Here is a 25,857-nt window from a genome sequence, read left to right as displayed (position 1 = left end):
GCTTTTTAAGGTGGAAGGGAAGAGGGAAGCAGGATGGGCAGGTGGCAGGGTAGGTCGCTGAAAAAGCCGAGTGGCGGACGCATCTGGAGGAGGAGGGAAAAGAGGAAGAGGGAGCTGGGAGAGGAGTATGTCCCCGTGGTGGTGGGGGAAGGTGAGGAGAAGGTGGTGGTGAGGACCATGGGCGGGGGAAGGAAGATCAGGTTGAGGGTGGCGGAGAAGGCCAACGTTTTCGATCCGCGGACGGGAAGGCACACGGTAGTTAAAATTTTGGGGGTAGTGGAGAATCCTTCCAATCCCCACTACGTCAGAAGGAACATCGTGACGAAGGGAGCGGTGATCAGGACGGAGCTGGGGAGGGCCAGGGTAACGAGCAGGCCGGGGCAGGATGGCGTGGTGAACGCCGTGCTGCTGGGGGATTAAAGTTGCTCCGATTCTAGCTTTCTTGGAACTTATCGGATCGGGAAGCCGGGGCAAATCCTCAATCGTTTCTTGTTTCCTTAAGGAAACAATTTTTATAAATAATTGTTTCCTAGGAGAAAGATGCGAAGGGAGGATTTCAAGGCCGCGTTGGTTTGGTGGAAGCGTCTCGAGCTCCCGGATGCAGTTGAGCGAGAGCTTGACCTGCCCCTTTCTTCGAACCAAATCATCTCCGTCGTGGGGGTTAGGAGGTGCGGGAAGACTTACTTGCTCCTCAGCAAAGCAAAACAGTTGCTGAAAGGGTTGAAAAGGGGGAACGTCGTTTACTTGAACTTCGAGCACGAAAGGCTGAGGAATCTGGATGCCGGTCAGATGGAGGAGCTTTTGGTGGCCCATAGGGAAATTTTTGAACCCGATGAGAAACCCCTTTTCCTGCTTCTGGACGAAATCCAGAACGTCAGGGATTGGGATAAATGGGTCAGGAGGGTCCATGACGAGCGGAGGTTCAGGATTTTCATAACGGGCTCTTCCTCAAAACTGCTGGGGAGGGAAATCGCGACTTCCTTGAGGGGAAGATGCCTGAGTTTCATCCTCTACCCCTTCTCCTTCGCCGAGTTCCTGAGAGCGAAGGGGCGTTTCCCCCAAAGCCTGAAGGAGATTCAGTACAGCGAGGAAAGGGGGGAGATGCTGAGGCTCCAGAGGGAATACTTGGAATTCGGCGGGTTTCCTGAAGTCGTTCTCGAGCGGGATGAAGAGACCAAGCGCAGACTGCTTTCCTCCTACTTCGAAACCATCTTCTACAAGGACATCGTGGAGCGATATGGGGTCAAGAACTTGTCCTTGCTCAACGACTTCCTGCGTTATGCCATAAACAACTTCTCCTCCTACCTCAGTCTGAGCAAGGTAGAGGGATACTTCAAAAGCACGGGTATCAGGTGTAGCAAAAAAACCCTGGCGAATTTCTTGAGGTACGCTGAGTCCGTCTTCCTCCTTTTCCCCGTGGAGATTTTTTCCTATAGAATTAAGGACAGGATGCAATACCCCAGAAAAATTTACTGCGTGGACACGGGGATCGTCAACTGCTTCGCTAGGACTGGTGAAAACTGGGGTAGATTGGCCGAGAACATGGTGTACGTGGAGCTGAGGCGGAGGTTTGAACCCCCCGTCCACGAAATCTTCTGCTGGAGGAACCGTGAACGGGGAGAGGTCGATTTCGTCATAAGGAAAGGGTTGAAGGTGGAGCAGCTGATCCAGGTTTGCTGGGACCCGACGGAAGAGGAGACGAAGAGGAGGGAGGTGAAGGGGCTGGTGAAGGCCATGGAGGAGTTCGGGCTGAAGGAGGGTCTGGTCCTGACCGAGGATTACGGTGGGGAGGAGGAAGTCGATGGGAAGAGGGTGAGGTTCGTCCCCCTCTGGAGGTGGCTGCTGGAAAGATAGCCAAGACCTTCCTAACGGAAGAAAAAGCCTTTCCTCGTTATGGGTTCAGAAGACCGCCTAGGACCTTCCGAGGAGGACCCTGACCGTCCTTTTCACGGCCTCCTCCGAGGAGTACCTCGGCCTCCACCCCAGGGAGCATATTTTGGTGATGTCCAGGAGCATTTCCGGCACGTCTCCCACCCATCCCCTTCTCCCTCCCGTGAACCTGAACCTGGGCTGAAGGCCCATTTCCTCACAAACGATTTCCGCCACCCTTCTCACGGTGGTTCTGTCGGTGTTTCCCAGGTTGAAGATGGCCGGATTTTCTGTCGAGCGCTCCACGGCCAGGAGCATGGCCTCCACACAGTCCTCCACCCAGAGATAGGACTTGTTCTGGTTTCCGTCCCCGAGGATTTCCAGCTCCTCGGGGTTCTTCCTGAGCTTCTCGATGAAGTCCACGATCACCCCGTGGGTCTGCCTGGGTCCCACGATGTTGGCGAACCTGAAGATCCAGGCCCTGAAGCCAAAGGTGTGGCAGTAGGCGGAGATGAGCCCTTCGGCCGCCAGCTTGCTCGCCCCGTAGAGGGAGATGGGAAGCAGGGGGCCGTAGTCCTCGGGGGTGGGAAGGGTCCTCGCCTCCCCATAGACGGTGGAGGAAGAGGAAAAGGCTATCTGCTTGACCCCGCAGGCCCTCATGGCTTCGAGAAGGTTGAAGGTGGTCAGTACGTTCTGTTTGAGGTCCAGCTCCGTTTCTTCGGCCCCCTTTCTTATGTCGGGGTTGGCGGCTAGGTGGTGAATGAACTCCTGTCCCTTCACGGCTTTCCTGAGGGAGGAGGAATCGAGCAGGTCACCTTTGAGGAACCTGAAGTTCTTCTCCCCGTAATGTTCCTTCAGGAACTCCTCCTTTCCCCAGGAAAGGTTGTCGTAGACCGTTACTTCATGTCCCTCTTTCAGCAGCTTGTCCACCAAGTGGGAGCCTATGAAACCCGCCCCTCCCGTCACCAGGACCTTCATCCCCTTCCCTTTTCCCTCCCGCCTTTTAACCAGACCCTTTTTCTTTATTAAAACGGGTTTCCTTGGGGTTCGAGGGGCATGTCCTCCGAGGAGGGAAAGCTCGAGGATTATGCCAAGAGGCTGCTCAGGGGAAGTACCTTGGTCTTCCTCTGCATGGTGGCCTCCACCTTCGTGGCCTTCCTCCTTCGCATGTTTCTAGCCAGGAGCCTAGGGGTGGAAGGCTACGGCCTCTTCTATTCCGTTTTCTTCTTCGTTTCCTTTTTCCTCCTCTTCCGGGATCTGGGGCTCAACTCGGCTCTGGTGAAGTTCATTCCAGAGTTCAGGGTGAAGGGAGACCTCTCCTCCCTGAGGTCCTCCCTCTTTGTGGTGTTTCTGCTTCAGAGCCTTTCATCCCTCTTCCTCTTTATTCCCCTCTTCCTCCTCTCCGGCTGGCTTTCTTCTTCCTTCTTCAGAACTTCCGAGGCCCTCTTACCCCTCAGGCTGCTCCTTTTCTGGTTCCTGGCCTCCACCTTCTATCAGCTCCTTCGTTCCACTTTCCAAGGTCTACAGGACATGCTGGCTTACTCCCTGCTGGACCTCTTCTGGATCCTCGTCATCTTGGTGGGGTCCTTGTGCTTGGTCCCCTCCCGGGGGGTCAGCGGAGTGGCCTTCTCCTACCTCCTCTCCGCGGGTCTCTTGACGGTGGGAGGGGCGTGGTACTTGGGAAGGAAGTACGGAGAGGTGGCGGGTCCCTTGGAGAGGAAGGAAGGGACCCTCGCAAAGCTCCTCTCCTTCGCTCTCCCCTTTTTCGTGGGTGGTCTGGGATCCCTCGTGCTGGCCTACACCGACACCCTCATGCTCACCTTCTTCCGAGGGACAGGGGAGGTGGGTCTTTACCAGGCCGCCCAGCCCCTGGCGAGGCTGCTGGGGTACTTCGTGGAAGCCCTCACCGCAGCCCTCTTTCCCCTGGTTTCGGAGATGTGGGCGAAGGGGGAGAGGAAGCTGGTGAGGGAAGTCACGGGTTTCCTGTTCAAGTCCTCTCTAGCGGTAATCCTTCCCTTCTCCCTTCTCTTCCTCTCCTTCCCTGAGGTAGCGTTGAGGCTGGTGTTCGGAGGAGAGTACTTGGGAAGCTGTACGGCCCTCAGGATCCTTTCCTTTCACACGGTGCTTGGGGCTCTTTTCTCGGTGGTGGGAACGGTGGTGGCTGGGGTAGGGAAGCCCCTTCTCATCACCAAGACCGTGGCTTGGATGGCGGTCCTCAACTTCTTGGGGAATCTCCTCCTCATCCCTCCCTTGGGGGCCTCTGGGGCTGCCCTGACCACCCTTCTTTCCTCCTTCCTGGGGATCCTCCTCCTCCGCAGGTACGCCTGGAAGGAGGTGGGGAGGGCTACTCTCCCTCCCCTCTTAAAGGTGGCGGCGGGAGGAAGCCTGGTTTTTCTTCTCATCTCCCTCTTCAAGTCACTCCTCTCTCTCTCCCCTTGGCTTGAAGCTATGGTGATTTTTCCCCCCCTCCTCTCCCTCTACCTCTTCTGGCTCCTCGGAGCGGGAGTCTTCACCGAGGGAGAAAAGAAGATATTGTTCCGCCTGCTGTTTTTCAGTGGTGAAAGAGGTTGAAAGGTCTTCCGGGCAAGAGCTGGTGGGGCAGGATGAAGGAGAGAGTGGAGACCGAACTCCCTCCTTGGCCTTTCCGCCTGATCTCCGCTCTACTCTTGGCTATCTCCCCGCAGACAAGGTTTCTTTACTTTTCCCATATCTTCTCCCGTTGCTTTTTTTTCAGAGGAAGGATTTTCAGGGACTGGTTCTCTTGGAAAAGGGGGTGAGTCTAGGTACCTCAACGAAATGTACTCAGAGTACTGCGATAGGGATTTGGACGTAGGAAGGGAAGAGTTGGTTCTCGATGTGGGGGCTTGGGTGAAGAGATTCACCGTCCCGGTGGCTCTGAAAGTAGGAGAGGGATGGAAGGTGGTCGTCGTGGAATCCCCTCCCACCGATTTGTTTTTCCTGAAATGTAAAGTTTCAAAACTGAGGAACGTGAGAATGGTGGAGGAGGCCCTTGGGAAGAGGGAAAGAAGGATGAGGCTCTTTTTGGGCCCCAGCAGCCTACAGCATTCGCTGATCACGGGAAGGGGCGAGCATTTGAGCAAGGGGGAAGGGTACTGCTGGGTACCTGATGAAGGAGATATGATTCATTATGCCGAACTTCTCTATTTGTGCGACGTCGCCGTCAATATTGCTTCGTCCGTGTCCCTGGATTCTGTTATATTGAACAAGCCAACATTCAATATAGCCTTTGAAGGATATGGGGAAAGGCCGTTCATAGAGTCAACGAGGGGATACTTCTATACCACGTACTACAAAGTAGTTGCGAACTCTGGTGGTGTTAAAATCGCGAAGAATCCGAGAGCTTGTCGAGTTCATAAATGTGCATCTGGAGAATCCAGAGCTAAACAGGAAAGGAAGAAGGAAGATTATCGAGGAAAGCGAGGCCGATTGATGGGAAATGTGGAGAGAGAATCAAGGCTGTTTTGAAATTCCTAAAGACGAGTGGATAGGAATGTCATCCAATATAGTGTTTTTCACAGAAGGTGGAGAAAGTGCAGGTTTTGGTCACATAACCAGATGCAGGGCTCTTTCCGATGCTTTTGAGGAGGTTGGTGAGGAGACCACCTTCGTTGTAAAAGGCGATGAAAAAATCGTCAAGTTTCTAAATAGAGACGTAGTTTTGGAAAATTGGATCGATGATTTTGAGACGTTCAAAAGCTTTCTTTCTTCCGCCGATCTCGTTGTGATAGACTCATACTTGGCGTCGCTAAACCATTATCGGTGGGCAAGTGAGTTAAAAAAGTGTCTATTTGTTGACGATTTCAGAAGATTGGACTATCCACCAAGAAGCATCGTTTTGAATGGGAGCATCTACGCTGAGAAGCTGAGATATCCGAAAAGGAGGGGTGTTCGATATCTACTGGGTTCAAAGTTCGCACCGCTCAGAAGGGCTTTCTGGGAGGTTGAAGAAAAAGTTGTAAATCCGAAGATGGAAAAATTTTTGTCAGTTTTGGTCTAAATGACATGAGGAGATTGATACCGTCAGTGGTATGAGGAAAAGTTCTCTTGGGAGCGAGGAATGGTTATTAGAAGATACAAACCAATTACAAAATTATACACTCACGGAGAAGTTTCTTTATTTCCTCTTTTGTCAGACGTGGAGTAGCATCTTTTGAAACAAGACGTCTTTTTCTCGAGGAAAAATACTCTTCGTTCAAGAAACTGTATTCTCTTACGATACCATCAGAAAGTTCCACGAGTGGTTTTATAATGAACATTTCAGGAGTTTCCTCGGCCCATACTGATTCTTCTTCAGTCATAAGTTCCTCATGAAACTTTTCTCCAGGTCTTATTCCGATTATTTTCATTTCTATTTTTTCCAGTCCCAGCTTTTGAGATAATTCCTCTGCGATCACAGCCGCCAGTTCTCCTAGCTCTACAGTTGGCATTTTAAAAATGAAAATTTCTCCCCCCTGTGCCATTTGTGTCGCCTTTAAGATACATTCCACAGCGTGGCGCATTGTCATAACGAATCTAGTCATCCTTGGATCAGTGATCGTGAGAGGTTTTCCTTTCTTTAGCTGCTCGATGAAGACCTCTATTACTGATCCACTGGAGCCTAAGACATTTCCGAACCTTACGCAGGAAAATTTCGTTTTTCTAGGACCCTTATAGTAATTTGCTGAAATCGTTAGTCTCTCCGCCAGAAGTTTGGTTGCCCCCATCACGTTTATCGGGTTAACGGCCTTATCGGTGCTGATGGTGATGAACTTCTCAACTTCCTCATCTATGGCCGCCTCCAAGGCATTTTGGGTTCCAAAAACATTCGTCTTCACTGCCTCAAAGGGGTTGTACTCGCATGAGGGAACATGCTTTAGAGCTGCAGCGTGGAAAACTATATCAATGTCCTCCATCGCGCGCTTTACCCTCTCCTTTTCCCTAACATCTCCGACTAGAAACCTAACTCTCTCATCGGGTAAAAGCTCGTGCGACAATTTAAACAGGCCTTCCTCATCTATGTCAAGTATCCGGACCACTTTTGCCTTCTTCTTCAGAAGGGCCTTCGCGATTTCGGACCCTATCGATCCAGCCCCCCCAGTTATGAGCACCCTCTTGCCCTCGAAGTAATCGTCGCTCATGTTGATTCCTTGAAAAAGGCTTGACACTCGCCGGCTATATAGCTTATCTCCTCGTTGGTCATACCCGGGTACATCGGAAGTGAGAGAACCTCTTTGGAAATACTCTCCGTCACAGGAAGCCTTACGGCGAATTTCTGCTTGTAAAATTTTGTGAAGTGGACGGGGTAAAAGAAGACCTTGCTCATTATGCCCTTTCGGCTCAAGTGTTCGATTAAACCATCTCTGAGATTTCTCCCTCCCCTCACCCTGATCGTGTACAGCTGGTACACATGGTAGAATCCGCTGGGAGGGGTGGGTAAAATCACCTCCTTTATCCTCGATAGATGTCTGTCGTATGCGTTTGCGGCTCTCCTCCTCATATCAATTAACCTCTCGACCTTTCGGAGCTGGGAGATGCCGAGCGCAGCGGTGATGCTTGACATCCTGAAGTTGTACCCGAGGTTCACGTACTCGGGGGATTCTGGTGTGGAAAAGTAATCCTCGCGCTCAAGCCTGCCGTGTGATCTCACGAGTTTCAGCCTCTCGTATACTTTTTTTGAGTCGGTCACCACGGCTCCGCCCTCACCCGTGCTTATCACCTTATTCTGGCAGAAGCTGAAAAAGGCGGAATCACCGAAGGTTCCGACCTTCTGTTTGTTCACCCTAGCGCCGAATGCCTCGGCCGCGTCCTCTATCAAGATGAGGCCGTGATCATCGGCTATCTCCCTCAGCTCCTTAATCCGGCATGGACATCCGCCGTAGTGGATCGGAATGATTGCCCTAGTTTTTCTTGTGATTTTTCTTTCCACATCGGCTGGGTCAAGCCCGAGGGTTTTCTCATCGATATCGGCGAAAACTGGCTTTGCACCGACAAAAAGGGGAGCATTAGCCGTCGCTATGAAGGTGAACGACGGGACTATCACCTCATCTCCCTTTCCCACACCATGCGCCAACAGGGCGGCATGCAACGCCGATGTGCCTGAATTAAAAGCCACGCAGTACCTTGTGCCGATGTATTTCGAAATCTCATTTTCAAAATTCTCTATCTCCGGCCCGGCCGCCCAGTACATGCCCCTTCTTATAACACCGTTTACTGTCTGAATGTCGTCCTCGTCCCAGTATATCCTGAACAGCGGAATTTTCCAATTGTGAGACATTGTAATCATATTATATAATATCTCGCCCACTTATAATCTGAAGCTTTGCATGAGATAAAAGAGGTTTTTTCCTTTCAAGAATGTAAACTCTAACGGTGAGAATTCTTTTCTACTTGATGACTAAGAGACTGGATGACTTGCTAGATAAAATTCGTCATGAAGATCTTTTTATCGGCTTTGCGGGTATTCCTCCCACCACAGCGCCGTCTGGGATATCCCTGTTCACAAAAGAACACGCCGCAACAATCGCATTTTCGCCTATGGTTACACCGGGCATGATCACGGTATGGGATCCTATCTTAGCGTTCTTCTTTATCGTTACCTTGCCTTTCTTTCTATCGATCGTAGATTCGGAATAAATGGAGCAATGGGATCCTATTTGGACGTTTTCCTGTATTTCAACCCCATACTTTGCGTTGATGTATGTGAAGGCACCTATGTCGGTATTCTTTCCGAGCTTCAGATTTTCGTGATACTGACACATCCAGTTCCATTTTGTTAGGCCGCGCTCGTCGAACTCAGGAGGTTTCCAGTTTTTGAATCTTTTCGCCATATTTACCCTCAGTAAACGATTCTCTTCTGTAATAAAGATGGTGTGATTTTAATCTTCGCAAGAACTTTTACGATTCTCTGAGCTGCTTTTCCGTCTCCATATGGATTTTTACATTTTTTTACTTTCGTTAGGAACTTTTTATCGTATAGAGCTTTTTTTATGGCCCTGAGGATCTCCTTTTTGTTGTATCTGACATCTATTACGTTCACCGATCGTTCCCGTCCTGCCTGCCTTGTTCCAATATTCACTACTGGTAAATGAAAAGAAGGCGCTTCAATTATGCCACTGCTCGAGTTTCCAACCATCACACTTGCTATGCTCATTAGACCCAAATAATCATTGAATGGAATGCTCTTGAAGCACTTTAGAAAGGGATATTTTCTGTATTTTTCTATCATCTTAATCATTCTTCGCCCGCCCGCGTCCGCGTTGGGATAAATTAAAATTGTTTGATTATTAGTTTGACGATTTAGTTCAACTAGTGCATCGAGCGTTTCTTTTATTTGATATGCTGCTTCATCGGCTTCCGTAACTACGGGATGCTGCACAACCAACAAAATAGGTTTTGACAAATCAAGGCCATATTTTTTAGAAAGCTCAGCTCCACTTGGCAATTTTTCATTTAATATTGTGTCAAGAGCTAGGGCTCCCACCACAAAAACTCTGGATGGCTCTTCACCCATCTTTATTATTCTTTTTGCACTCTTTCGAGTAGCTGGAAAATGAAGGTGTGCCAATTTGGTAATCGCATGTCTAACTGAATCATCTATACTTCCGGAAACCTCCCCTCCGTGTAAATGTGCTATTGGAATCCCCGCGTAAGAAGCTGCTACCGCTCCAGCTAGCATTTCGGCTCTATCGCCTAAGAGTACTAAAAAATCAGGTTTTATCCGGTCCAAGACCTCAGTGATTTTTTTTATACATTCACCGATTGATTTTGCCATTGCTGATCCAGTATCTTCTTTGTGTAAAATCTTTATCTTAGCGTCAATCTTGAATCCGTCCTTTTCTATTTCTTTAATCGTATAGCCAAATTCTTCTGAGAGGTGCATTCCAGTCACGATAAGCGCAAGGTCAAGATTTGGATGATTCTCTATCGCTCGGAGAAGGGGTCTGAGAATTCCGTACTCAGCCCGCGTACCGGTCAGGACCGCTATCTTTCTCATGCTACCACACAATTTTTTCTGATGTGATAATTTCATCTGCTTCTATGTCTTTCCGTGCTTTCTTTCCAACAATCTTATCTATATATTTCGGCTCTAAACCTGTGCCAGGTCTTTTTATTTCCAGCATTCCTTGTGAGATTATAGTACCTTTTGGGATGGATGTTTTGGCAACTATGCTTTTCCGCACCATTTTCTTCATTATTTCCTCGCTTTTGGTCGGCCTTTTCACTCCATCCCCAAGCGCCCTTTCAACCTCTCTTATCCCAACCACCATTCTCTTGAACTCATCCGGCTCCAAAGAGGCCTTGTGATCTGGTCCTGGGAGTTTTTTGCTCAAAGTTAAATGCTTTTCTACAATTGATGCCCCAATCGCTACGGCAGCTATAGGGATAGTTATGCCAACCGTATGGTCCGAGAGCCCCACGGGTACCCCAAACGCCGACCTCAACGTCTTTATCGCTCTCAGGTTTACCTCCTCGATTTTTGCGGGATAGTTGCTCACGCAATGGAGCAGGACTATATCCCCTGCTCCCTCTTTCTTCATCACCTCCAAGGCCTCCTGCACCTCCTCCAGCGTAGACATGCCTGTAGACAAGATAATTGGTTTGCCCTTCCTCGCTATGTGCCTCAAAAGCGGAAAATTTGTGATTTCCCCGGAAGGGACCTTAAATGCGGGGACGCCCAAACGCTCGACGAGATCCACGTTCTCTTCGTTGAAGGCTGAAGCCAAGAAGACTATTCTCTTTTTTTTTGCATATTTTGCCAGAGTTTCAAACTCGCTTTCAGACAACTCAAGTTCTTTAAGCATCTCGTATTGAGTGCCTTTCCCAGTTGCTCTTTTTTGATACATCGCCTTAGGGGCCCTTGTTGTGACCAAATCCTCTGCCGAAAAGACTTGAAACTTCACCGCATCCGCCCCTGCTTTTTTGGCTGCGTCTATGAGCTTCTTTGCCAGTCCGAGCTTCCCGTTGTGATTGACTCCGGCCTCTGCTATTATAAAACACGGCTTCCCTTCTCCCACCATTCTCTCTCCGATTCTAATGCACCTCATGATCTCCTCCTAGGCTAGACGCCTGAAGCCTGTCTGGGCTACCGGACCCTTCAACATTTTTCGCAGTTCCCCTCTATCTACTGCCCTTCTTATCAGCCCAAAGACCTCATCAACGCATTCCAAATACTTGGATACGTGTTCTTCGGTGTGGGCGTAGGAAGCATAAAGGCTCTTTGAAGCTAAAAATCCCCTCTCCAGCATCTCCTGTGTGAAGAGTGTGTGCATTGCCTGAGGGTCCTCACCTTCAAAGGAGAAAGTGGCCAGAGGTGGAAGCCCAACGATCTTTATCTCAAGCCCGTGCTCGCTAGCCATCTTTTTCCAACCTTTTTTCACCGAGTTCCCTATCTTACACAGATGACGGGGAACGTTTCTCCTCTTCATCTTCTCTATTGTTGCTAAAGCTGCTACAGGACCGATCCTTTCACTCCAGTATGTGCTGCTTATGAAACTATCTTGGGCGGCATCCATCACCTCCTTTTTTCCAACAACGGCTGCCATCGGAAAGCCGTTGCTCATGGCCTTCCCATAAACGGCTATATCCGGATCAATCCCGTAGAGCCGATGAATCCCACCAACGTTCATCCTCCAGCCTGAAGTTATCTCATCGAAAATGAGCACAGCGCCGATTTCATCTGCAATCTTTCGAACCCTTTTTAGGAAGTCATCCTTGGGCTCCTGATGTCTGGCGGGCTCCATGACTATTGTGCCGATGTCATTGTACTTCGAAACGATGCCCTCAAGCTCCTCTATCCTATTATAGTTAAAAGGAAGGGCAGTTTCCATCAGAGCCCTTGGAACCCCCTTGGGTTGCAATCCAGGAAGAAGGTGACCATCAAGGTTGGTGTCCTTTGCAAGGTTCGCGGAGAGATACCAATCCGACCATCCGTGATAGCCGCAAAAGGCCACTCTGTCTTTTCCGGTAAAGGCACGCGCGATCCTCACGGCAATCGCCATGGCCTCACCGCCGGTTCTAGCGTATCTGACCATCCCTGCCCATGGGTTGAGTTTCAAAAGGAGTTCGGCTAACTCCAATTCCTCGAAACAATTCAGCGTGGACATAGAGCCCAACGATATTGCTCGAACCACGGACCTATTCACGTCGGGATCAGCATATCCCAGAACACAAGTACCGACCCCCATGTAAGACATGTCGATGAATTTGTTACCGTCCAAGTCCCATATCATATCTCCCTTAGCCTTTTTGTAGTATGCAGGCCACAAAGACGGCAAAAAAAGCTCTGCACGCTTGGAAAAAAGCTGAGAACCTCCCGGTATGAGGGTCTTCGCTTTCTCCCAGAGTCGAGGGCCTCTCCTGATCTTCATTATGGACTCACCTCCACATGAACTCCTTCATCTGAGCTCCTCTCAGCTGCGTACAACAGCTTTAGTATCTTCCAATCCTCCTCGAAGGTGTATGGATACGCTGCTTCTCCCTTTATTGCTCTTATGAAGGCCTTCATCTCTTCTACGTACATATCCTCCCCAGTGATATAGCCCTTCTCTGGGATTCCTTCTCCAGCCAAAAAATTCTCCCAGCGCTTTTCATCAGCCCTATACAGCCTCACTATACCAGTATCTCTGCTCCACTCGATCGTTCCTTCTTCTCCAACTAGTCTAAAGTAACGAGTTGGGTACCTGGCCACGACATCCACGAGTAAGTGTCCAAGAAGACCACTCTTGAATTTGAGCAGAAGCTGATAAACGTCATCTATATCAACATCCAGTCTCGAGATCTTTCCCTTGAAACACGATATTGCTCTTACATCTCCAAAAACCCAAACGAGCCAGACCAGCTCAAACGAAACTATCTCTCTCGCTGCTCCGGTTTCCCTCCTCGCAACGTAAAACTTCCTGTAATCTTCCCATGGGTGCCAGTCGGGAAGATACTGACCGGAATGATATGTAAACGAAAGAGGTTTTCCAACAGCTCCCCGATCCACCAGTTCCTTTATTTTTCTGACTGCAGGGTGAAACCTCATAGTGCAAGATGGTGCTGCAACTATCTTTTTGTCTTTCAACAGGTGAATGAGCTTCTCCATGCCGTCGTCTACCACGCTAGCCTCGGTGAAGAAGTGTTTATTCTCCTGAGCGGCCATTATTGCATATTTCATGTGTAAATCGGGAGGAGTAGAGATGATAAGTACATCAGGATTTTCCCTCATTGCCTCCTCGAACTCGCTAAAGCTTTTTATCCCATATTTTCCATTAGCTTCTTTTCGCCTATCTTCTAAAACATCAAAACCAATTATCTCGCCTGCTTCCAAACGCATCAAATTACGAATCCTCCGTTTGCCCATTGAACCCAGACCAACTATTAGGAATTTCATGGTATCTCTATTCTATTTTTATTTTTATTTTTGAATTACGAATATATCTTTTCCAATAAATTTCTCTGACATTTTTATTTATCTCCAAGAGCTGTGGTTCTTTTTCTAAAAGTTGAATTACATCCTTCAAAGAAATTATCTTTCCAGGTTTATAGAGTTTTTCAAAGATCTTTCTGAAAAATTTAAGATCTTCTGGGTAATCAAGAGTAATTCTTATGTCCGGCCTCTTGAGTCTCTCATCACTTGGGGTCATTTTCTTCACTTTAAACAATCCTGTATCAGTGAAATATCTCACCCATCCAGTTTCTGTGTTATTTGTAGCTTTAATTGATAAAACTTTTTTTATCGCCTCTGTTTTGATTCCAAAGGGAGCTGCCCCCAAAGGAAGGTTCTCCCATCTGATAACATCAGCCTTACTCCTTCTGAAGACCCGTATTGTTTGATCGACAAGTTCTGGATCACACAAAATGTCGTCTCCATCCACGTTAACTATGAAGTCCACGTTATATTTTAGAGCTGCATGAAAGAGCCGGTTTATAATGTCTTTTTCGCTTCCTCTGAAACATTCTATTTTATAAGTTTTGGCTATTTTTTCCAAAATCAAGTCCTCCGAACGAATTGTGGTGCAGAGAATTATTAGATCTGGAAGCTTGGCTGTTTTTACCCGTTCGATAAGGTGTTCAATCGCTCTTTTTCCTTTTATAATTTTTAAGGGTTTTCTGGGCAACCTAGTCGATTTTATTCTTACCGGAATCAACACCGCAGTTTTCATCGTTCAAATTACACTTGCACCGATTTATGCTTTTTCTCTATTTTTTGAATAAACATATGCAATTGCTTTTTTTATTTTATCGGCCTTCGCTAAAAGTTAAAATTCTCTATCTTTTACTATCCCGACTAGCAACTGCTGAGATAAATTTATCTGCTATTTTTTCAAAATCATAGTTTTCTTCTACAAACTTCCTTGCGGCGTATGTACATTTTTTTCTCTCATTTTCTTGAATTAGCATATGCGTAATTGCTCTAACTTTCTTCTTTGTAAACGAATCCATAAGGACCAACAATATTCACAAAAGCAGGGATGTGGGGAACTACTGGATAAGCTCCGCATGCCCAAGCTTCTAAAAGTGGAATGTTCAAACTTTCATGAGAAGAGGACGAAAGATAGATTTTTGCTCTCTTCAGAAGAGAAATTTTTTCTTTCTCTGGTATTATGCCGGTAAAAATAATATCAGATTCGTTTTTTGTCATACGCATCAGTAGTTCCTTTTCCGGACCATCACCTATAATGCACAGTTTCGCATCCTTCACTTTCTCTTTTACCCTTCTAAAGATCTCTATTGCCCTGTCAACTCGTTTAACGCGAGTAAGTCTGCCCAGAACAACGATTAGGTTTTCCTTGTCTTCAGAATATTCGTAATCTTCAATATTCACACCATTGCCAGTCACAAAGATCTTTCTGGCATCAATTCCGACGAAATCTATGATAAGTTTTTTACTTTCTGTAGAGATCGTTTCAACCAGATCTGCCATCCTACTACCAAGTGTACCAAGTGTCGCGAGCACTAGCTCCCCTAGAGACGTGGGGCAGGCATATGCTCCCTTGTTCAAAAAGAAACCGTAAAACAACACATTCAACCCGCCGATACCATGGATGCTTGCAATAAACGGGATTTTATACAGTTTACTTATCACGGGAGAAATAATAAAGCCTTCACTTGACCAACTGTAGATGAAGTCTGGTTTATATTCCTCGGCTATAAACATTCCAGCTCTTAAAAGCTCCATCAAGTTTTTTCCAAAATTAAATGTCTTCTTAAACACACTGTGTTCGGTAGTCCAGTTCCCAACTCTACAAACCCTAATTCCATCAATTACCTCCGTTCTGCCTTGTGGTAAAAAAGCTATAGCAGTTACCTCGTGTCCTCTTTTGACGAGTTCTCTCGCTATAAAAAAACCGTGTGCTTGTAATCCGCCCGTGATTATTATTTGGTCGTTTTGCTTATAAGGAAAATCAGGATTTAGGAATAAAAATCTCATAAGCTATCCGCCCCGCCCTCTGGCAAGTTTTTCTATTAAACTAGCCACCCGCTGAGAAGACATCTCATCCAACTTATAGAAATACTTTCTTATAAATTTCCAGCGATTTTTCGCAAGGTCTTTGCTTTTCAGAAGCCGCTTGATTAAGTTGTCGAGTTCATATTCTTTTAGAACCTCAATGGCTACTCCCTCGTCAGCTAACAATTTGGGGTAATATCTGTTTAGGTAGGGTTTACCGGTTAAATTGACGATTATTACGGGTTTTCCCATTGCAGCGGCCTCGCTCCCCACTACTGAGCCCTCAGTTATCAAGAGATCACAAGAAGCCAACAAATCGTAAAGATTCTCCTTTTTGCTCACGAATGTTTTGCTTGTATCCTCTCCTTGTAAAAAGCGCAGATATCTTTCGTTCGGTTCAGTTGGATGAGGTCTGATAAGCAAAAAGCAGTTCTTCATGTTTAGCACTATCTTGTTTAAAAGTCTCACTAGATGAGCTGTCTCCTCTTCCGTCCAATACTGAATATCAATAGGATTACAAGAAGCGTACACAATGAGTTTAGCCCCAGCTGGTAAACCCAATTGCTTTTTTATTTTATCGGCCTTCGGTTTTAATCTAAAAATATCGTCCATCAGTGGATTTCCCGTGATTACAATCTTTTCCGACGGTATGCCTCTACTTTCAAAAAATTTCTTTGAATATTCGCCCCAGACAGCAATTTTCATACACTCAGCACCATACCTATCATATCCTGGTTCAGGATTTCCGGACAATATGCTGGAAGTTCTTCTAACGAGAAGTTTTATGGAATGAGCAATATTTCCAGAGAACAAAACATTTTTGATGATATTTATGAAATAACTTGGTCCTAAGCTTCTATGCGGAGTGTCCACAACTATCCCTTCAGCTATGAGAAGCGTTGGTATTCCCAGTCTGTTAGCTCCTCTGACGAAATAGAGACAACCTGGGTCGATATCGTTTAAAACAACCACAACGTCGGGTTTCTCCTCTCGTAGGATAAACTCCGGATCCTTCTTTCGATAATCTTGAACCCGTTTAAATCGAATTCCGTTTTCTTGAAGTGCTCGCTCTATCCCAGCTCTACCCTTTTCGCCGTATCCTTCCAAACTTATCGCAAGTACATCTCCTTTCAGCTTCTTCGCAACTTTGGAAAACATTCTAACGTGGTAGACATTTCCAGGAATGAAGAGAACTTTGTAGTTCATCTTCTTTTCCTCCTTCTGAATCTTTCGAGAATCGTTTCTACCTCCCATCTCAAAACCATCTCTTTCTCATAGTTTTTGACGACGAAATTTCTCGCTTTCTTGGCAATCCTTGTCACATCTTTATAGTTCTCCATTATCCATTGAATCTTTTTGGAAAGCTCGTTTTTTGAGTATGGATCAAAAGTAATAGCAAATTTCTTCAATTCTTCCGGAATGGCATATACGCTAGCTAGGACAGGGGTCCCGCTCGCCATCGCCTCGAGAATTGAAACAGAAAAGCCCTCCCAGAAAGATGGCAGAACAAAAAGATGAGATCTTCTGTACCATTCAGCGAGCTCCTCATCACTCACATAACCTAGATATCTAACATCCCCCTCATTTTCTCCTACCGCTCCGATTATGTTGAGCTCAACTCCACGAAGTTTTCTGCAGACTTCTTTCAGAGCCCCAAGGTTTTTTCTAGGTTCATTCCTTCCGACGAAAAGAATCTTAAAAGCTCCGCCTGGTTTTTTTCCATTTGGTCTGAAAAATTTGGTATCCACAAAATTGCGCCCCTTTACGTAATCCCTCACACCATGCCTTTCTAAAAATCTGTCACATTCTCTTGTGGCTGATATGATTAGATCAGATTTTTTGATAAAACAAATGTAAAGCTCTTTCAGAGGAAAAAATGTGAGCTTGGAGAATAGGGGCAGGTTTTTTGCTAAAGCATCTAGATCCCCTGCTTCATGACAAACGTAGAAGTTTTTCCTAGTTTTCCACATTCCGCCCCCATGGGCTATAACGATATCAAAATCATCAAGAATACCTTTTCTATTCAGATAAAACGAGGCCCAAATCGTGTTATATCCAACCGCCTTTTCCGGAAAAATTCTGTTCACGCAAACCTGTTTAAAATCGATGTTTTCGTTTTTTTCAAAAACCCCTAAAACAGGCTCTATTCGGGCATGACTCTTAAATGTCTCCGCAAGTCCAAGCATCACTCTTTCCGCTCCTCCCAGCCATCCCCCCTGCCAAATGAATACTTTCAAATCGCTTTTCATCCTCACAACCACTTGGAGACAGAAGTTTATTCTAGTTTTCCAAGGATTCCTTCCCTCCAACCACGGAATAACTCCTTGAAAAAGTTTTTCCCTTTGCTCACAGAGAGATAAAAGCACTCCAGAAATGCCACAAAAAACGCCGCGATCAGGCAAGCGCTACTTCCATTCTTGCGTATGAAATAGCTCTTGTGACTCCAATAATACCTAAGCCATCTTCTGTAATCCGGTTCCCTACATCCGCCACTTTCCGGTGGCATGTGTTTGATCGAGTAAAATGGAACATAGTAAAGTTTCTCCCCAAGCTTTCTAAGTCTAAAAGAGAAATCACAATCCTCAAGGTACGCGTTTCCCTCCCCTAGTTTTTCGTCAAATATCAATCCAGAACTCCTCCGCACGATGAAGCAAGCTCCTGGAAGATGCGATATTTCAACGATTTTGTCCAGCTTTTTTCCAAACCCGGCGAAAACCAAACCTAAAGGGAAAATCATCTTTCCCACAAAAATTCTGTCCAGCAGATGGGATTTCGCTCCCTCTATCCTGAAGCAGAAATTTTTCAGTTCGGAGTATCTTTCACATTCCTTTAGAAAGTTTTCATCAATTCTTACGTCGTCGTCAAGGAAAATCAAGAACTCTCCCCTGGCTTTTTCTATTCCCCTGTTTCTCGCTCCCGGTAATCCCAACTTCCTATCGAAGATTATTTTGACAATATCTAGAATGCCCTTTTCTTCGTGGCTATTTATAATGTTAAGAACATCCTCGTCCGGATTCTCGGTCACGATGATTACCTCAACTCTTTCCCTGAGTTTCTTAAATTTCTGTTTCTCCAGATCCGTGAGGAGCCTGTCTAGCTCAACCGGTCTTCTATAAGTGGGAATGATCACGGAGAACGTCTTAACAGAGCTTTCCAAAATCCCACCTCGTTCGCAAAATATTTCACGATTAAAAGAGAAAACACTCCAGGGAAAAACTTCGGTCCGCCAGCCACCGCAGCTTTAACTGATATTAAAAGAAGAGGGGAGATTCCGAGAATGAAAAGCAGGAGCCCAAGAATAGGCCAGAAAGCTGTGAGAACCGCCCAAGCCACGACGGCAAAGGGTAAAAATAGCGCAACATACTTTTTCCACCGGAACCCCCATCCTATCTCTTTCCCAAGTCGGAACATCAGACCAGCACCATAACCGTACGCAACTTGCTGCCTCCAGAACTTCCGCGCGCTGTTCTTGTAAAAGTGCTCAAATCTCGCCCTCCTCGTTCCGTAGATTTTCCACCCAGATTTCATCATCCTGAAATGAAATTCCGAATCCTCACCCCACTGAATTTTTTCGTCAAACAGCCCTTCGGGCAGAGCTTCTCTTCTCCACACTCCACATTCGCAAGGGATCGAATGGGTTTCTACGATATCTCTCTCTTTTAGCGTTGGCGTTGTGACCAGACTGACCTGGGCCATGCCAGGTATAAAATAAACACATTTTGCCACGAAGTTTTGGCTTTCTGGGAAAACCTGCATGCCGGCCACACCCCCGGCTTCCGGATGCTCCATCAGAACCTTCAGGAGTTCCTCCACACAGTTCTTTTCGAGTCTGGCATCAGAATTAAAAGTTAAAATGTATCTCCCATTCGTCTCTCTTATTCCTAGATTTCTTCCCCTGCTTATGTTGCACTTGGGCTCAACCATGATTTTCAGTTTGGGGAGTTTTTCAGAATATTTTTTTGCGACCTCGACGGTTCCATCCGTGCTCCCCGCATCCACGATCACGAATTCTATCTCTCTGACTGGATACGTTTGCTCGAGAAAAGATTCGAAAAACTTCGCAAGCTGGTCTGCATTGTTGTAAACAGTCATCACCGCGCTTACTTCGTCAGGTCGCGGTAAACTTCCAGGACTCTCTTTCCAATCTTTTCCCATCTGAAGTTCTCCACCCATTTTTCTCCTTCCTCTACAAGCTTCTTTCTCAGGTTATTATCCGTCAAAACCGCCAAAATCTTTCTCGTCATGTCCCTGATATCCCCTGGGCCGAAAAACAGACCTCCTTTCCCTCCGGAGGCTTCGAGTAGAGGTTCGATTTTCGTCGCAACGAATGGAACCCCTGCCGCCATCGCCTCGAGCAGCACGATCCCAAACCCCTCCACCGTGCTCGCTAAGCAAAAAACATGTGAAGATTTCAAAACTTCCATTACTTTTTCATGAGTTTTTAAAAATCCGAGAAAGTCTACATTTTTCTCTATTCCTAGCTTGGTAGCGAGTTTCCTCAGTTTCTCTTCTTCAGGTCCAGTTCCAACAATCTTACATTTGACATCCGGTAACTCCTTTTTGACCTCCGCGATCGCTCTCAAGATATCGTCCACATGCTTGTACTCCACCAATCTCGATATGCAGCAGATTGTTGGGTATTTCTCTTTTTTTGCCTCTAACTTGCGGATCTTCTTAACATCCACACCATTCGGTATTACTTCTATTTTTTCCTCACAAATACCATGTCTAATAAGCATCCTTTTGGTAAACTGGCTTACTGCGATGAATCGGTTCCACTTCCTGCTCAATACGAAACTTTCGAGAAATTCTCCAGCGACGCCGATTACCCCAATGTTTTTGATCCATCTTCCCAACCATACATCATGGTATGTTGCAACGGCTGGAATCTTCAGTTTCTTGGAAATCTGCCAAGCGATGGGATATGCGATAAAACAGTATCCATCAACGATATCCAGTTCTTCCTTCGTTTTTATGCCATCAACGATAAAGCTGAGTCTTTCCACAAGACTTTCCTTCTGGGAATATTTTCTTTCCTTTCCAAGTCTGACGACTCTAATTCCCAAAAATTTACTTTCTTTTTGATCTCCAATCTCTCTGGTTGTGAAAACTGTTACTTCCTCGCTCTTTGCGATTTCTCTTGCTACGTGAAAGGCTCTTGCCTCAACCCCTCCCCTTACTTCGACATCCGGACTTTTTGGAAAGAATTCTGTGATAATTCCTATCCTCATTCTACACACCAGACTGCATTCTAGAACTTATTTCACTTTAAGGTGCTCATAAGTTTTTTATACCAGTCTACGAATCTAACCGTTAAGACTGAAGGTCTGAATTCAAAAAGTCCGGAGATATCAGCAAAATCTTACTGAGAAACTTCAATTTTTTTCACTACTGTGGAGCCGATTTCTTGTGAGGCCGGATTTTTTTTATTACACGGTACGCAAGCCCTCTTGCATACCAAGATGGCTCCTGCGTGGTTGGCGAGCTTGCTTAGTTTTTTCTCTGGCCTCTCCGAGAGAAGTTTTCCACTGTCAGGACCGCCAGTACCTTGAGGTCGTCTACCTCACCCTGTGCTTCCCTGCTATGTTATTGATGTATTTCATTGAAGAGTTCCTTGAGGATCCTCTTTACATCCTTGAGCCTCGTGAGGACAACCTATAGAAAACCGCCGAATTCTAGGTACTCGCGAAGGTTCAGAATCTTTTTCCTGACCAGAAGGTCGCTTTCTTCTTTTACTTCTAGCCCTTTGAACTGTAGGAACTCCGCCAAATCAACGGGAGGACCTCAAGCGACAGGGTTCTTCCCGTCAAGACGCTTGCGAGCTCCTTTCTTAGGAGTTTGGAAAAGGAATCAGTGAGGATCTCAGGTTCTCCTATTTCTCAAGCGTTCCCCCCCCATTTTTTCCCAGCCCTTGATATTTTGATCGCCGCCGATACCTTTTTATATTTCTGGAGTATAGCTGGATTTGAGCTGGATGGTAGATGGAGGAGAGAAGAAGGGGGAAGTGAGGGTGTTCCTGGATGGTCTTTACCTCAGGATCATCGATGACCTCATCACCGCGGGTTACGGGACCAACCGGAGCGAAGTCGTGAGGAAGATGGTCCACGATTGGGTGATGGCCAACATAGGGGGTTTCCGCGGCTTGATGGAATACGCGAAGAAGAAGTAACGATCACCCCCCCACCTTTGCCAGCCCGGGGGGCAACCTTCCCCCCAAGGTTGCCCCCCGCTTTTCATCCAAATTTTTTGAACAAAACAGTTGTGGAATTTAACTAAAAGGTATAAATAAAGGTATTATACCAAAAGGTATACTGAAAGGTATGAAAAATCCCTTCCTCTACGGGAAGGTGGTGAGCGGGGAGCACTTCATAGACAGGGAAAGGGAACTCGCGGAGTTGGAGGCACATGTGGAGGCGGGGAGGAGCGTTATCCTGTACTCCTCGAGGGGGATGGGGAAGACCTCCCTGGTGGAGGAATTTTTCAGGAGAACGGAGGGAAAATACACTTCCATCCTCATCGACCTCTTCGGGATCCAGAGCAGGGAGGCCCTGGCGAGGGAGCTGGTGGGGAAGGTGGCGAAGAAGGTTTATGGTACCTTCGAGAGGATGAGGAAGGGACTGCAGGACTTCCTCAGGGGACTGAGGGTGGACATGGTTTTGACCCCCGGAGGGGAGGTGAGGTTTGAGCTCCTGAGGACCCCCACCGAGGAGGATCTCGCGCAGGTGCTCGACCTGCCCGAGAAGGTGGCGGAAGAAAAGGGCCTGCGGATGGTGATAGCGTTCGACGAGTTCCAGGAGATAAGAAACCTGGATGGCGAGGCCATGGAAAAGTTGATGAGGTCGAGGTTCCAGCACCACCGAAGGGTCACCTACCTCTTCACGGGAAGCAGGAGGCACCTTCTGGACGAGATCTTCAGCGAGGAGCGCCGGGCCTTTTACAGGTTCGGGGAGCCCATGGAGCTCGGACCCATACCCAGGGAGGAGTTCGCGAAATACATAGAGGAGGGCTTCAGAAGGACGGGGGGGAGAATAAGCGGGGCCGCGATAGCCCACATCCTTGACCTCACGGATGGTCATCCCTCCTTTACCCAGCAGCTCTGCTACGAACTCTGGTTTCTCTCGAAAAGGGTGGACGATGAGGCCGCGGTGGAGAAGGCCGTGGAGAACGTGATCCTCCACGAGAGGATCCACTACTTCGGGATCTGGGAGAACCTCACCCCCCTGCAACGCAGGCTTCTGGAGGGTCTGGCGAAGGAGGAAGTGGGTCCCTACTCCCAGGAGTTCATCTCCAAGTACGGATTGAGATCCCCCGCCCACGTCAGGAAGGGACTGGAGCTCCTAGAAAAGAGGGGTCTGGTGGAGAGAGGAAAAATCCTCGATGTTTTCTTCAGGGAGTGGATCAGGAGGGGCCTACCCTGATCCCCCTACCACCTTCTTAACGGCCCCGGCAAGGTACTTGAGGAAGGGGAAGTTCCTTCCCCCGACAAGGGTCCTTCCCCTTTCGATCTCCTCCAGCACTCCCTCCACCCCTTTCACCTCCCCCACTTCCGTATAGGCCAGCCCCACCTCCTCCTCGCTGTGTCCGTCCGAGCCCCCCGTCATGGGTAGTCCCTTCCTCTCCGCGTACCTGCGGGCCAGGGGATTGGAGAGGAAGTAGGATCTGGAGTTGAAAACCTCCACGGCATCGAAGCGGGCATGGAAAACCGCTCCCGGTCTTCCGTTGAGCCAGAAGGGATGGGCTGCCACGGCTATTCCCCCCTGTTCCCTTATGAGCTCCACGGTCTCCTCCGCTTCCAAATGGGGTGGCACGGCCTCCCTCACCCCCAGTCCCAGGATATGGCCGTGCCTGCTCGTCACCTCTATCCCTGGAATGATCAGGAAGTCTTTGGGGGGGGAGAGGAGGCGCAGCTCCTTCAGGGCTTCGAGGTTATCGTGGTCCGTGAAGGCAAAGCCGTTCAGCCCCTTCTTTTTCAACAGCTTGGAAAGGAGCCTGAGGGAGCAGCGACCGTCGTAGGAGTGGGAGGTGTGGACGTGCAGGTCCAGCCGCGTCTACCTCACCTTCGTTCCCGGTTTTACGGGTCTCTCTGGAACGATGAGGGAGAGCTCTTCTTCCCTCTCTCCCGCTGCCAGGATCATCCCCTCCGACTCCACCCCCATGATCTTTTTCCTTTCGAGGTTGGCCACCAGCACCACCCTCTTCCCCACCAGCTCCTCCGGCGAGTAACTCTTCCCTATCCCCGCCATCACCGTCCGGTTTCCCTCCGGAAGTCTGAGCTCCAGCCTCACCATCTTCTCCGATCCCTGAACCCTTTCCGCCCTCACCACCTCCGCCACCCTCAGGTCCACCTTCTCGAACTCCTCCGCCTTGAGGGTACTCCCGGCAGGTTCCGCCTCCACCACCCTGAAGAGGATTTCCGGTTTTCTGATGGGGTGTCCGGGCTTCAGGTCGAAGGTGTAGGCCTGCTTCCATTCCTTCACCTCCACCCCGAGCATGTGGGCCATCTTCTGGGAGGTGAAGGGCAGGAAGGGGAAGAGCAGGATGGAAAGGCACTTCACCAGGTTGAGGGAGTTGAAGAGGCAGTCGGCAGCCTCCCCCCTCCTCACCTTTATGGCTTCCCAGGGCCTTTTTCCCTGGAAGTACTCGTTCCCTGTCTTGGCCAGCAACATCACCCTCTCCAGTGCCTGGTGGAGCCTCAACCCTTCCATCAGCCTCCCGGTTTCCTCGGCGCAGGAGGCCACCTCCCTTTCCAGGGAGGGATCCACCTTCCCCTCCGGCACCTTTCCGTCGAAGTGGTTCCAAGTGAAGGTGAGCACCCTGTGTACGAAGTTACCCAGATTCCCCACGAGTTCCTCCTTCAGCCTTGTCCTCAGGGCCTCCTCCGAAAAGGAACCGTCCTGTCCGAAGGAGACCTCGCGCAGCAGGAAGTATCTCAGGGCATCCGGGGAATAGGTGCGTGCGAAGTGGAGGGGATCGAGCGTCACCCCCCTGCTCTTGCTCAGCTTTTCCCCCTTGTAGGTGATGAAGCCGTGTACGAAGATCTTCTTGGGGAGGGGAAGATCCAGCGCGAGGAGGAGGGAAGTCCAGATCACCGAATGATGCCAGCTTATGTCCTTCCCTATGAGGTGGAGATCTGGGGGCCAGCGCTCCTCGAAGGTCTTACCTGGATAGCCAGCCGTCGTGAGGTAGTTCATGAGGGCATCCACCCATACGTAGAGGATGTATCCCTCCAGTCCGGGAAGGGGAATCCCCCAGCTGAAGCCAGAGCGGGAGATGCAGAGGTCCCTCAGAGGTTCCTCCAGCCTCCTCAGGATTTCGTTCCTCCTTCCCTCCGGTTCGAGGAACTCCGGATGGTTCTTCAGGTGTTCCAAGATCCTTTCCCTGTATTTCCCCATCTTGAAGAAGTATCCCTCCTCGCTCACCCACTCCGTTTTTATCCCATGCACGGGGCACTTCCCTTCCACCAGCTCCTCCTGGGAATAGTAGGTCTCGCATTCCGTACAGTAAAAGCCCTCGTATCTCCCCCTGTAGATTTCACCCTTCTCCTGTAGCTTCCTCACCAGTTCCTCCACCACCTTCAGATGTCTTTCCTCGGTGGTCCTGATGAAGTCGTCGTAGGAGATGCCCAGTTCCTCGCACATCCTCCTGAATTCCGAGGACCTCTCGTCCACCAGTTCTTGGGGGGTCTTCCCTTCCCTTTCTGCCGTGCGCTGGATTTTGAGGCCGTGTTCGTCCGTTCCCGTGCTGAAATGGACCTTCGCTCCCCTCAACCTCCAGAACCTGGCGATCGCATCCGCACAGATCTTTTCGTAGGCATGTCCCAGGTGGGGGGAGGAAGTGGGATAGTCTATCGCCGTGGTGATGAAGAACTTCATCTCTTTCCCCGTTCAGAGCTTGAGGAGTTCCGCCCTCGCCTCTTCTCCCTCCAGCACCACTTGGGCCGCATAACCCTCGAAGAGGGGTCCTGGGTTGACCACGAGGGTTCTTCCTATCCTCTCGATTCCCCTGGCTTCGTGGATGTGGGCGCAGAGGTTGAGGATGGGGTTTTTCTCCTCTATGAATCTCCTCACGCTTTTGCTTCCCGCGTGGGCTCCCCCCCTGCAGAGGTCGGAGGAGGAGTTGAAGGGGGGTGTATGGGTGATGAGCACCACCTTCCTGTCTTCCGGCAGGAGGAGGGAGGTGAGGGCCTCCCAGATCTCGTTTTCCGTGAACTCGAAGGGGGTGTTGAAGGGGGTGATGTTGGAGCCTCCCAAGCCGAGGAAGGTCCATTCCCCTAACCTCAACCTCTTCCCATGGAGGTTGATGCCCCACTTCTCCAGCACCTCCACCATGGTCTTGGGATCGCAGTTCCCAGGTACGCAGAGAACGGGGATCTTCAGGTCCTTCACGGGTTCCAGTACCTCTTCCCCGGCACTGACGGGGCCGAACTGGGTGAGATCTCCCATGATCACGAGGGCATCCAGGTCCTTCCTCTCCACACACTTGGAGAGGTAGGCCTTGCTTTCCGGTTTCCCGTGGAAGTCAGCCACTGCCATCAAGCGCATGCGGATACCAAATCAAAC

At 48.6% G+C, this 25,857-nt stretch carries 25 protein-coding genes; 7 read left to right on the top strand and 18 right to left on the bottom strand.

The annotated features are described in order from the left end of the window. Nucleotides 1–33 precede the first annotated feature (33 nt). Both QXG22_01455 and QXG22_01450 read left to right on the top strand, forming a co-directional pair. A complete protein-coding gene (locus tag QXG22_01455; protein MEM0358667.1) occupies nt 34–420 on the top strand; it encodes a 30S ribosomal protein S8e in 387 nt (128 codons plus the stop codon). 120 nt (nt 421–540) lie between these two features. After that, the gene (locus QXG22_01450; GenBank protein MEM0358666.1) at nt 541–1,854 is read left to right on the top strand and encodes an ATP-binding protein; all 1,314 of its coding nucleotides are present in this window, start codon (nt 541–543) and stop codon (nt 1,852–1,854) included. A 57-nt stretch (nt 1,855–1,911) separates the two neighbouring features. On the opposite strand, the gene QXG22_01445 is transcribed toward QXG22_01450, so the two are convergent. After that, nucleotides 1,912–2,847, bottom strand: coding sequence for an NAD-dependent epimerase/dehydratase family protein (locus QXG22_01445; protein ID MEM0358665.1), 936 nt, complete (start codon nt 2,845–2,847; stop codon nt 1,912–1,914). 78 nt (nt 2,848–2,925) lie between these two features. Here QXG22_01445 and QXG22_01440 point away from each other — a divergent pair, with 78 nt between their 5' ends. From QXG22_01440 to QXG22_01430, 3 genes are all read left to right on the top strand, one after another. After that, nucleotides 2,926–4,440, top strand: coding sequence for a flippase (locus QXG22_01440; GenBank protein ID MEM0358664.1), 1,515 nt, complete (start codon nt 2,926–2,928; stop codon nt 4,438–4,440). A gap of 225 nt (nt 4,441–4,665) precedes the next feature. After that, nucleotides 4,666–5,355 (top strand): hypothetical protein, encoded by a 690-nt coding sequence (locus tag QXG22_01435; GenBank protein ID MEM0358663.1) that lies wholly within the window; start codon nt 4,666–4,668, stop codon nt 5,353–5,355. After that, complete coding sequence (locus QXG22_01430) at nt 5,327–5,887, top strand: hypothetical protein (GenBank protein MEM0358662.1); 561 nt, start codon at nt 5,327–5,329, stop codon at nt 5,885–5,887. Before QXG22_01435 ends, QXG22_01430 begins: the two co-directional genes overlap by 29 nt. 85 nt (nt 5,888–5,972) lie before the next feature. On the opposite strand, the gene QXG22_01425 is transcribed toward QXG22_01430, so the two are convergent. The 14 genes from QXG22_01425 to QXG22_01360 form a co-directional block, all read right to left on the bottom strand. Continuing rightward, entirely contained in the window at nt 5,973–7,007 is a 1,035-nt protein-coding gene (locus tag QXG22_01425; GenBank protein ID MEM0358661.1) for a UDP-N-acetylglucosamine 4,6-dehydratase family protein, read from the bottom strand. Beyond that, nucleotides 7,004–8,173 (bottom strand): DegT/DnrJ/EryC1/StrS family aminotransferase, encoded by a 1,170-nt coding sequence (locus QXG22_01420; protein MEM0358660.1) that lies wholly within the window; start codon nt 8,171–8,173, stop codon nt 7,004–7,006. The genes QXG22_01425 and QXG22_01420 overlap by 4 nt, the downstream gene beginning before the upstream one ends. 124 nt (nt 8,174–8,297) lie before the next feature. Further along, the gene (locus QXG22_01415) at nt 8,298–8,696 is read right to left on the bottom strand and encodes an acyltransferase (protein MEM0358659.1); all 399 of its coding nucleotides are present in this window, start codon (nt 8,694–8,696) and stop codon (nt 8,298–8,300) included. A gap of 8 nt (nt 8,697–8,704) precedes the next feature. After that, nucleotides 8,705–9,862, bottom strand: a complete 1,158-nt coding sequence (gene neuC / locus QXG22_01410; GenBank protein MEM0358658.1) for a UDP-N-acetylglucosamine 2-epimerase — start codon at nt 9,860–9,862, stop codon at nt 8,705–8,707. A gap of 1 nt (nt 9,863) precedes the next feature. Next, nucleotides 9,864–10,913: an N-acetylneuraminate synthase gene (gene neuB, locus QXG22_01405; protein MEM0358657.1), complete on the bottom strand. Its 1,050-nt coding sequence runs from the start codon at nt 10,911–10,913 to the stop codon at nt 9,864–9,866. A 9-nt stretch (nt 10,914–10,922) separates the two neighbouring features. Next, on the bottom strand, nt 10,923–12,236 hold the full coding sequence (locus QXG22_01400) for an aminotransferase class III-fold pyridoxal phosphate-dependent enzyme (protein MEM0358656.1): 1,314 nt from the start codon (nt 12,234–12,236) through the stop codon (nt 10,923–10,925). Further along, nucleotides 12,236–13,240, bottom strand: a complete 1,005-nt coding sequence (locus QXG22_01395; protein MEM0358655.1) for a Gfo/Idh/MocA family oxidoreductase — start codon at nt 13,238–13,240, stop codon at nt 12,236–12,238. Before QXG22_01395 ends, QXG22_01400 begins: the two co-directional genes overlap by 1 nt. Nucleotides 13,241–13,247: 7 nt before the next feature. Continuing rightward, complete coding sequence (locus QXG22_01390) at nt 13,248–14,012, bottom strand: hypothetical protein (protein ID MEM0358654.1); 765 nt, start codon at nt 14,010–14,012, stop codon at nt 13,248–13,250. Between the two features lie 251 nt (nt 14,013–14,263). Continuing rightward, entirely contained in the window at nt 14,264–15,280 is a 1,017-nt protein-coding gene (locus QXG22_01385) for a glycosyltransferase family 4 protein (protein ID MEM0358653.1), read from the bottom strand. A 3-nt stretch (nt 15,281–15,283) separates the two neighbouring features. Continuing rightward, nucleotides 15,284–16,552 (bottom strand): CDP-glycerol glycerophosphotransferase family protein, encoded by a 1,269-nt coding sequence (locus QXG22_01380; protein ID MEM0358652.1) that lies wholly within the window; start codon nt 16,550–16,552, stop codon nt 15,284–15,286. Next, a complete protein-coding gene (locus QXG22_01375; protein ID MEM0358651.1) occupies nt 16,501–17,547 on the bottom strand; it encodes a glycosyltransferase family 4 protein in 1,047 nt (348 codons plus the stop codon). Before QXG22_01375 ends, QXG22_01380 begins: the two co-directional genes overlap by 52 nt. A gap of 26 nt (nt 17,548–17,573) precedes the next feature. Beyond that, nucleotides 17,574–18,455 (bottom strand): glycosyltransferase, encoded by an 882-nt coding sequence (locus QXG22_01370; protein ID MEM0358650.1) that lies wholly within the window; start codon nt 18,453–18,455, stop codon nt 17,574–17,576. Continuing rightward, on the bottom strand, nt 18,425–19,390 hold the full coding sequence (locus QXG22_01365) for a glycosyltransferase (GenBank protein ID MEM0358649.1): 966 nt from the start codon (nt 19,388–19,390) through the stop codon (nt 18,425–18,427). Before QXG22_01365 ends, QXG22_01370 begins: the two co-directional genes overlap by 31 nt. A gap of 8 nt (nt 19,391–19,398) precedes the next feature. Then, nucleotides 19,399–20,529, bottom strand: coding sequence for a glycosyltransferase family 4 protein (locus tag QXG22_01360; protein ID MEM0358648.1), 1,131 nt, complete (start codon nt 20,527–20,529; stop codon nt 19,399–19,401). A gap of 743 nt (nt 20,530–21,272) precedes the next feature. On the opposite strand from QXG22_01360, the gene QXG22_01355 reads away from it, so the two are divergent. After that, nucleotides 21,273–21,467, top strand: a complete 195-nt coding sequence (locus QXG22_01355) for a hypothetical protein (GenBank protein MEM0358647.1) — start codon at nt 21,273–21,275, stop codon at nt 21,465–21,467. A gap of 151 nt (nt 21,468–21,618) precedes the next feature. Beyond that, nucleotides 21,619–22,716, top strand: a complete 1,098-nt coding sequence (locus QXG22_01350) for an ATP-binding protein (protein ID MEM0358646.1) — start codon at nt 21,619–21,621, stop codon at nt 22,714–22,716. Here the strand turns inward: QXG22_01350 and QXG22_01345 are convergent. Genes QXG22_01345 through QXG22_01335 form a run of 3 tightly spaced genes read right to left on the bottom strand, consistent with a single transcriptional unit; the run spans nt 22,708 to nt 25,839 of the window. Then, nucleotides 22,708–23,334, bottom strand: coding sequence for a PHP domain-containing protein (locus QXG22_01345; protein MEM0358645.1), 627 nt, complete (start codon nt 23,332–23,334; stop codon nt 22,708–22,710). The two genes, QXG22_01350 and QXG22_01345, sit on opposite strands and share 9 nt — an antisense overlap. A 12-nt stretch (nt 23,335–23,346) precedes the next feature. Beyond that, complete coding sequence (metG, locus tag QXG22_01340) at nt 23,347–25,170, bottom strand: methionine--tRNA ligase (GenBank protein MEM0358644.1); 1,824 nt, start codon at nt 25,168–25,170, stop codon at nt 23,347–23,349. 12 nt (nt 25,171–25,182) lie between these two features. Continuing rightward, complete coding sequence (locus tag QXG22_01335; protein ID MEM0358643.1) at nt 25,183–25,839, bottom strand: metallophosphoesterase; 657 nt, start codon at nt 25,837–25,839, stop codon at nt 25,183–25,185. Between the last annotated feature and the right edge of the window lie 18 nt (nt 25,840–25,857).

It is taken from the genome of Candidatus Hadarchaeales archaeon (assembly GCA_038736355.1).
Taxonomy (GTDB): domain Archaea; phylum Hadarchaeota; class Hadarchaeia; order Hadarchaeales; family WYZ-LMO6; genus WYZ-LMO6.
Note: the sequence above shows the minus strand (reverse complement) of the source record. Positions and strands in the feature narration are given on the sequence as shown.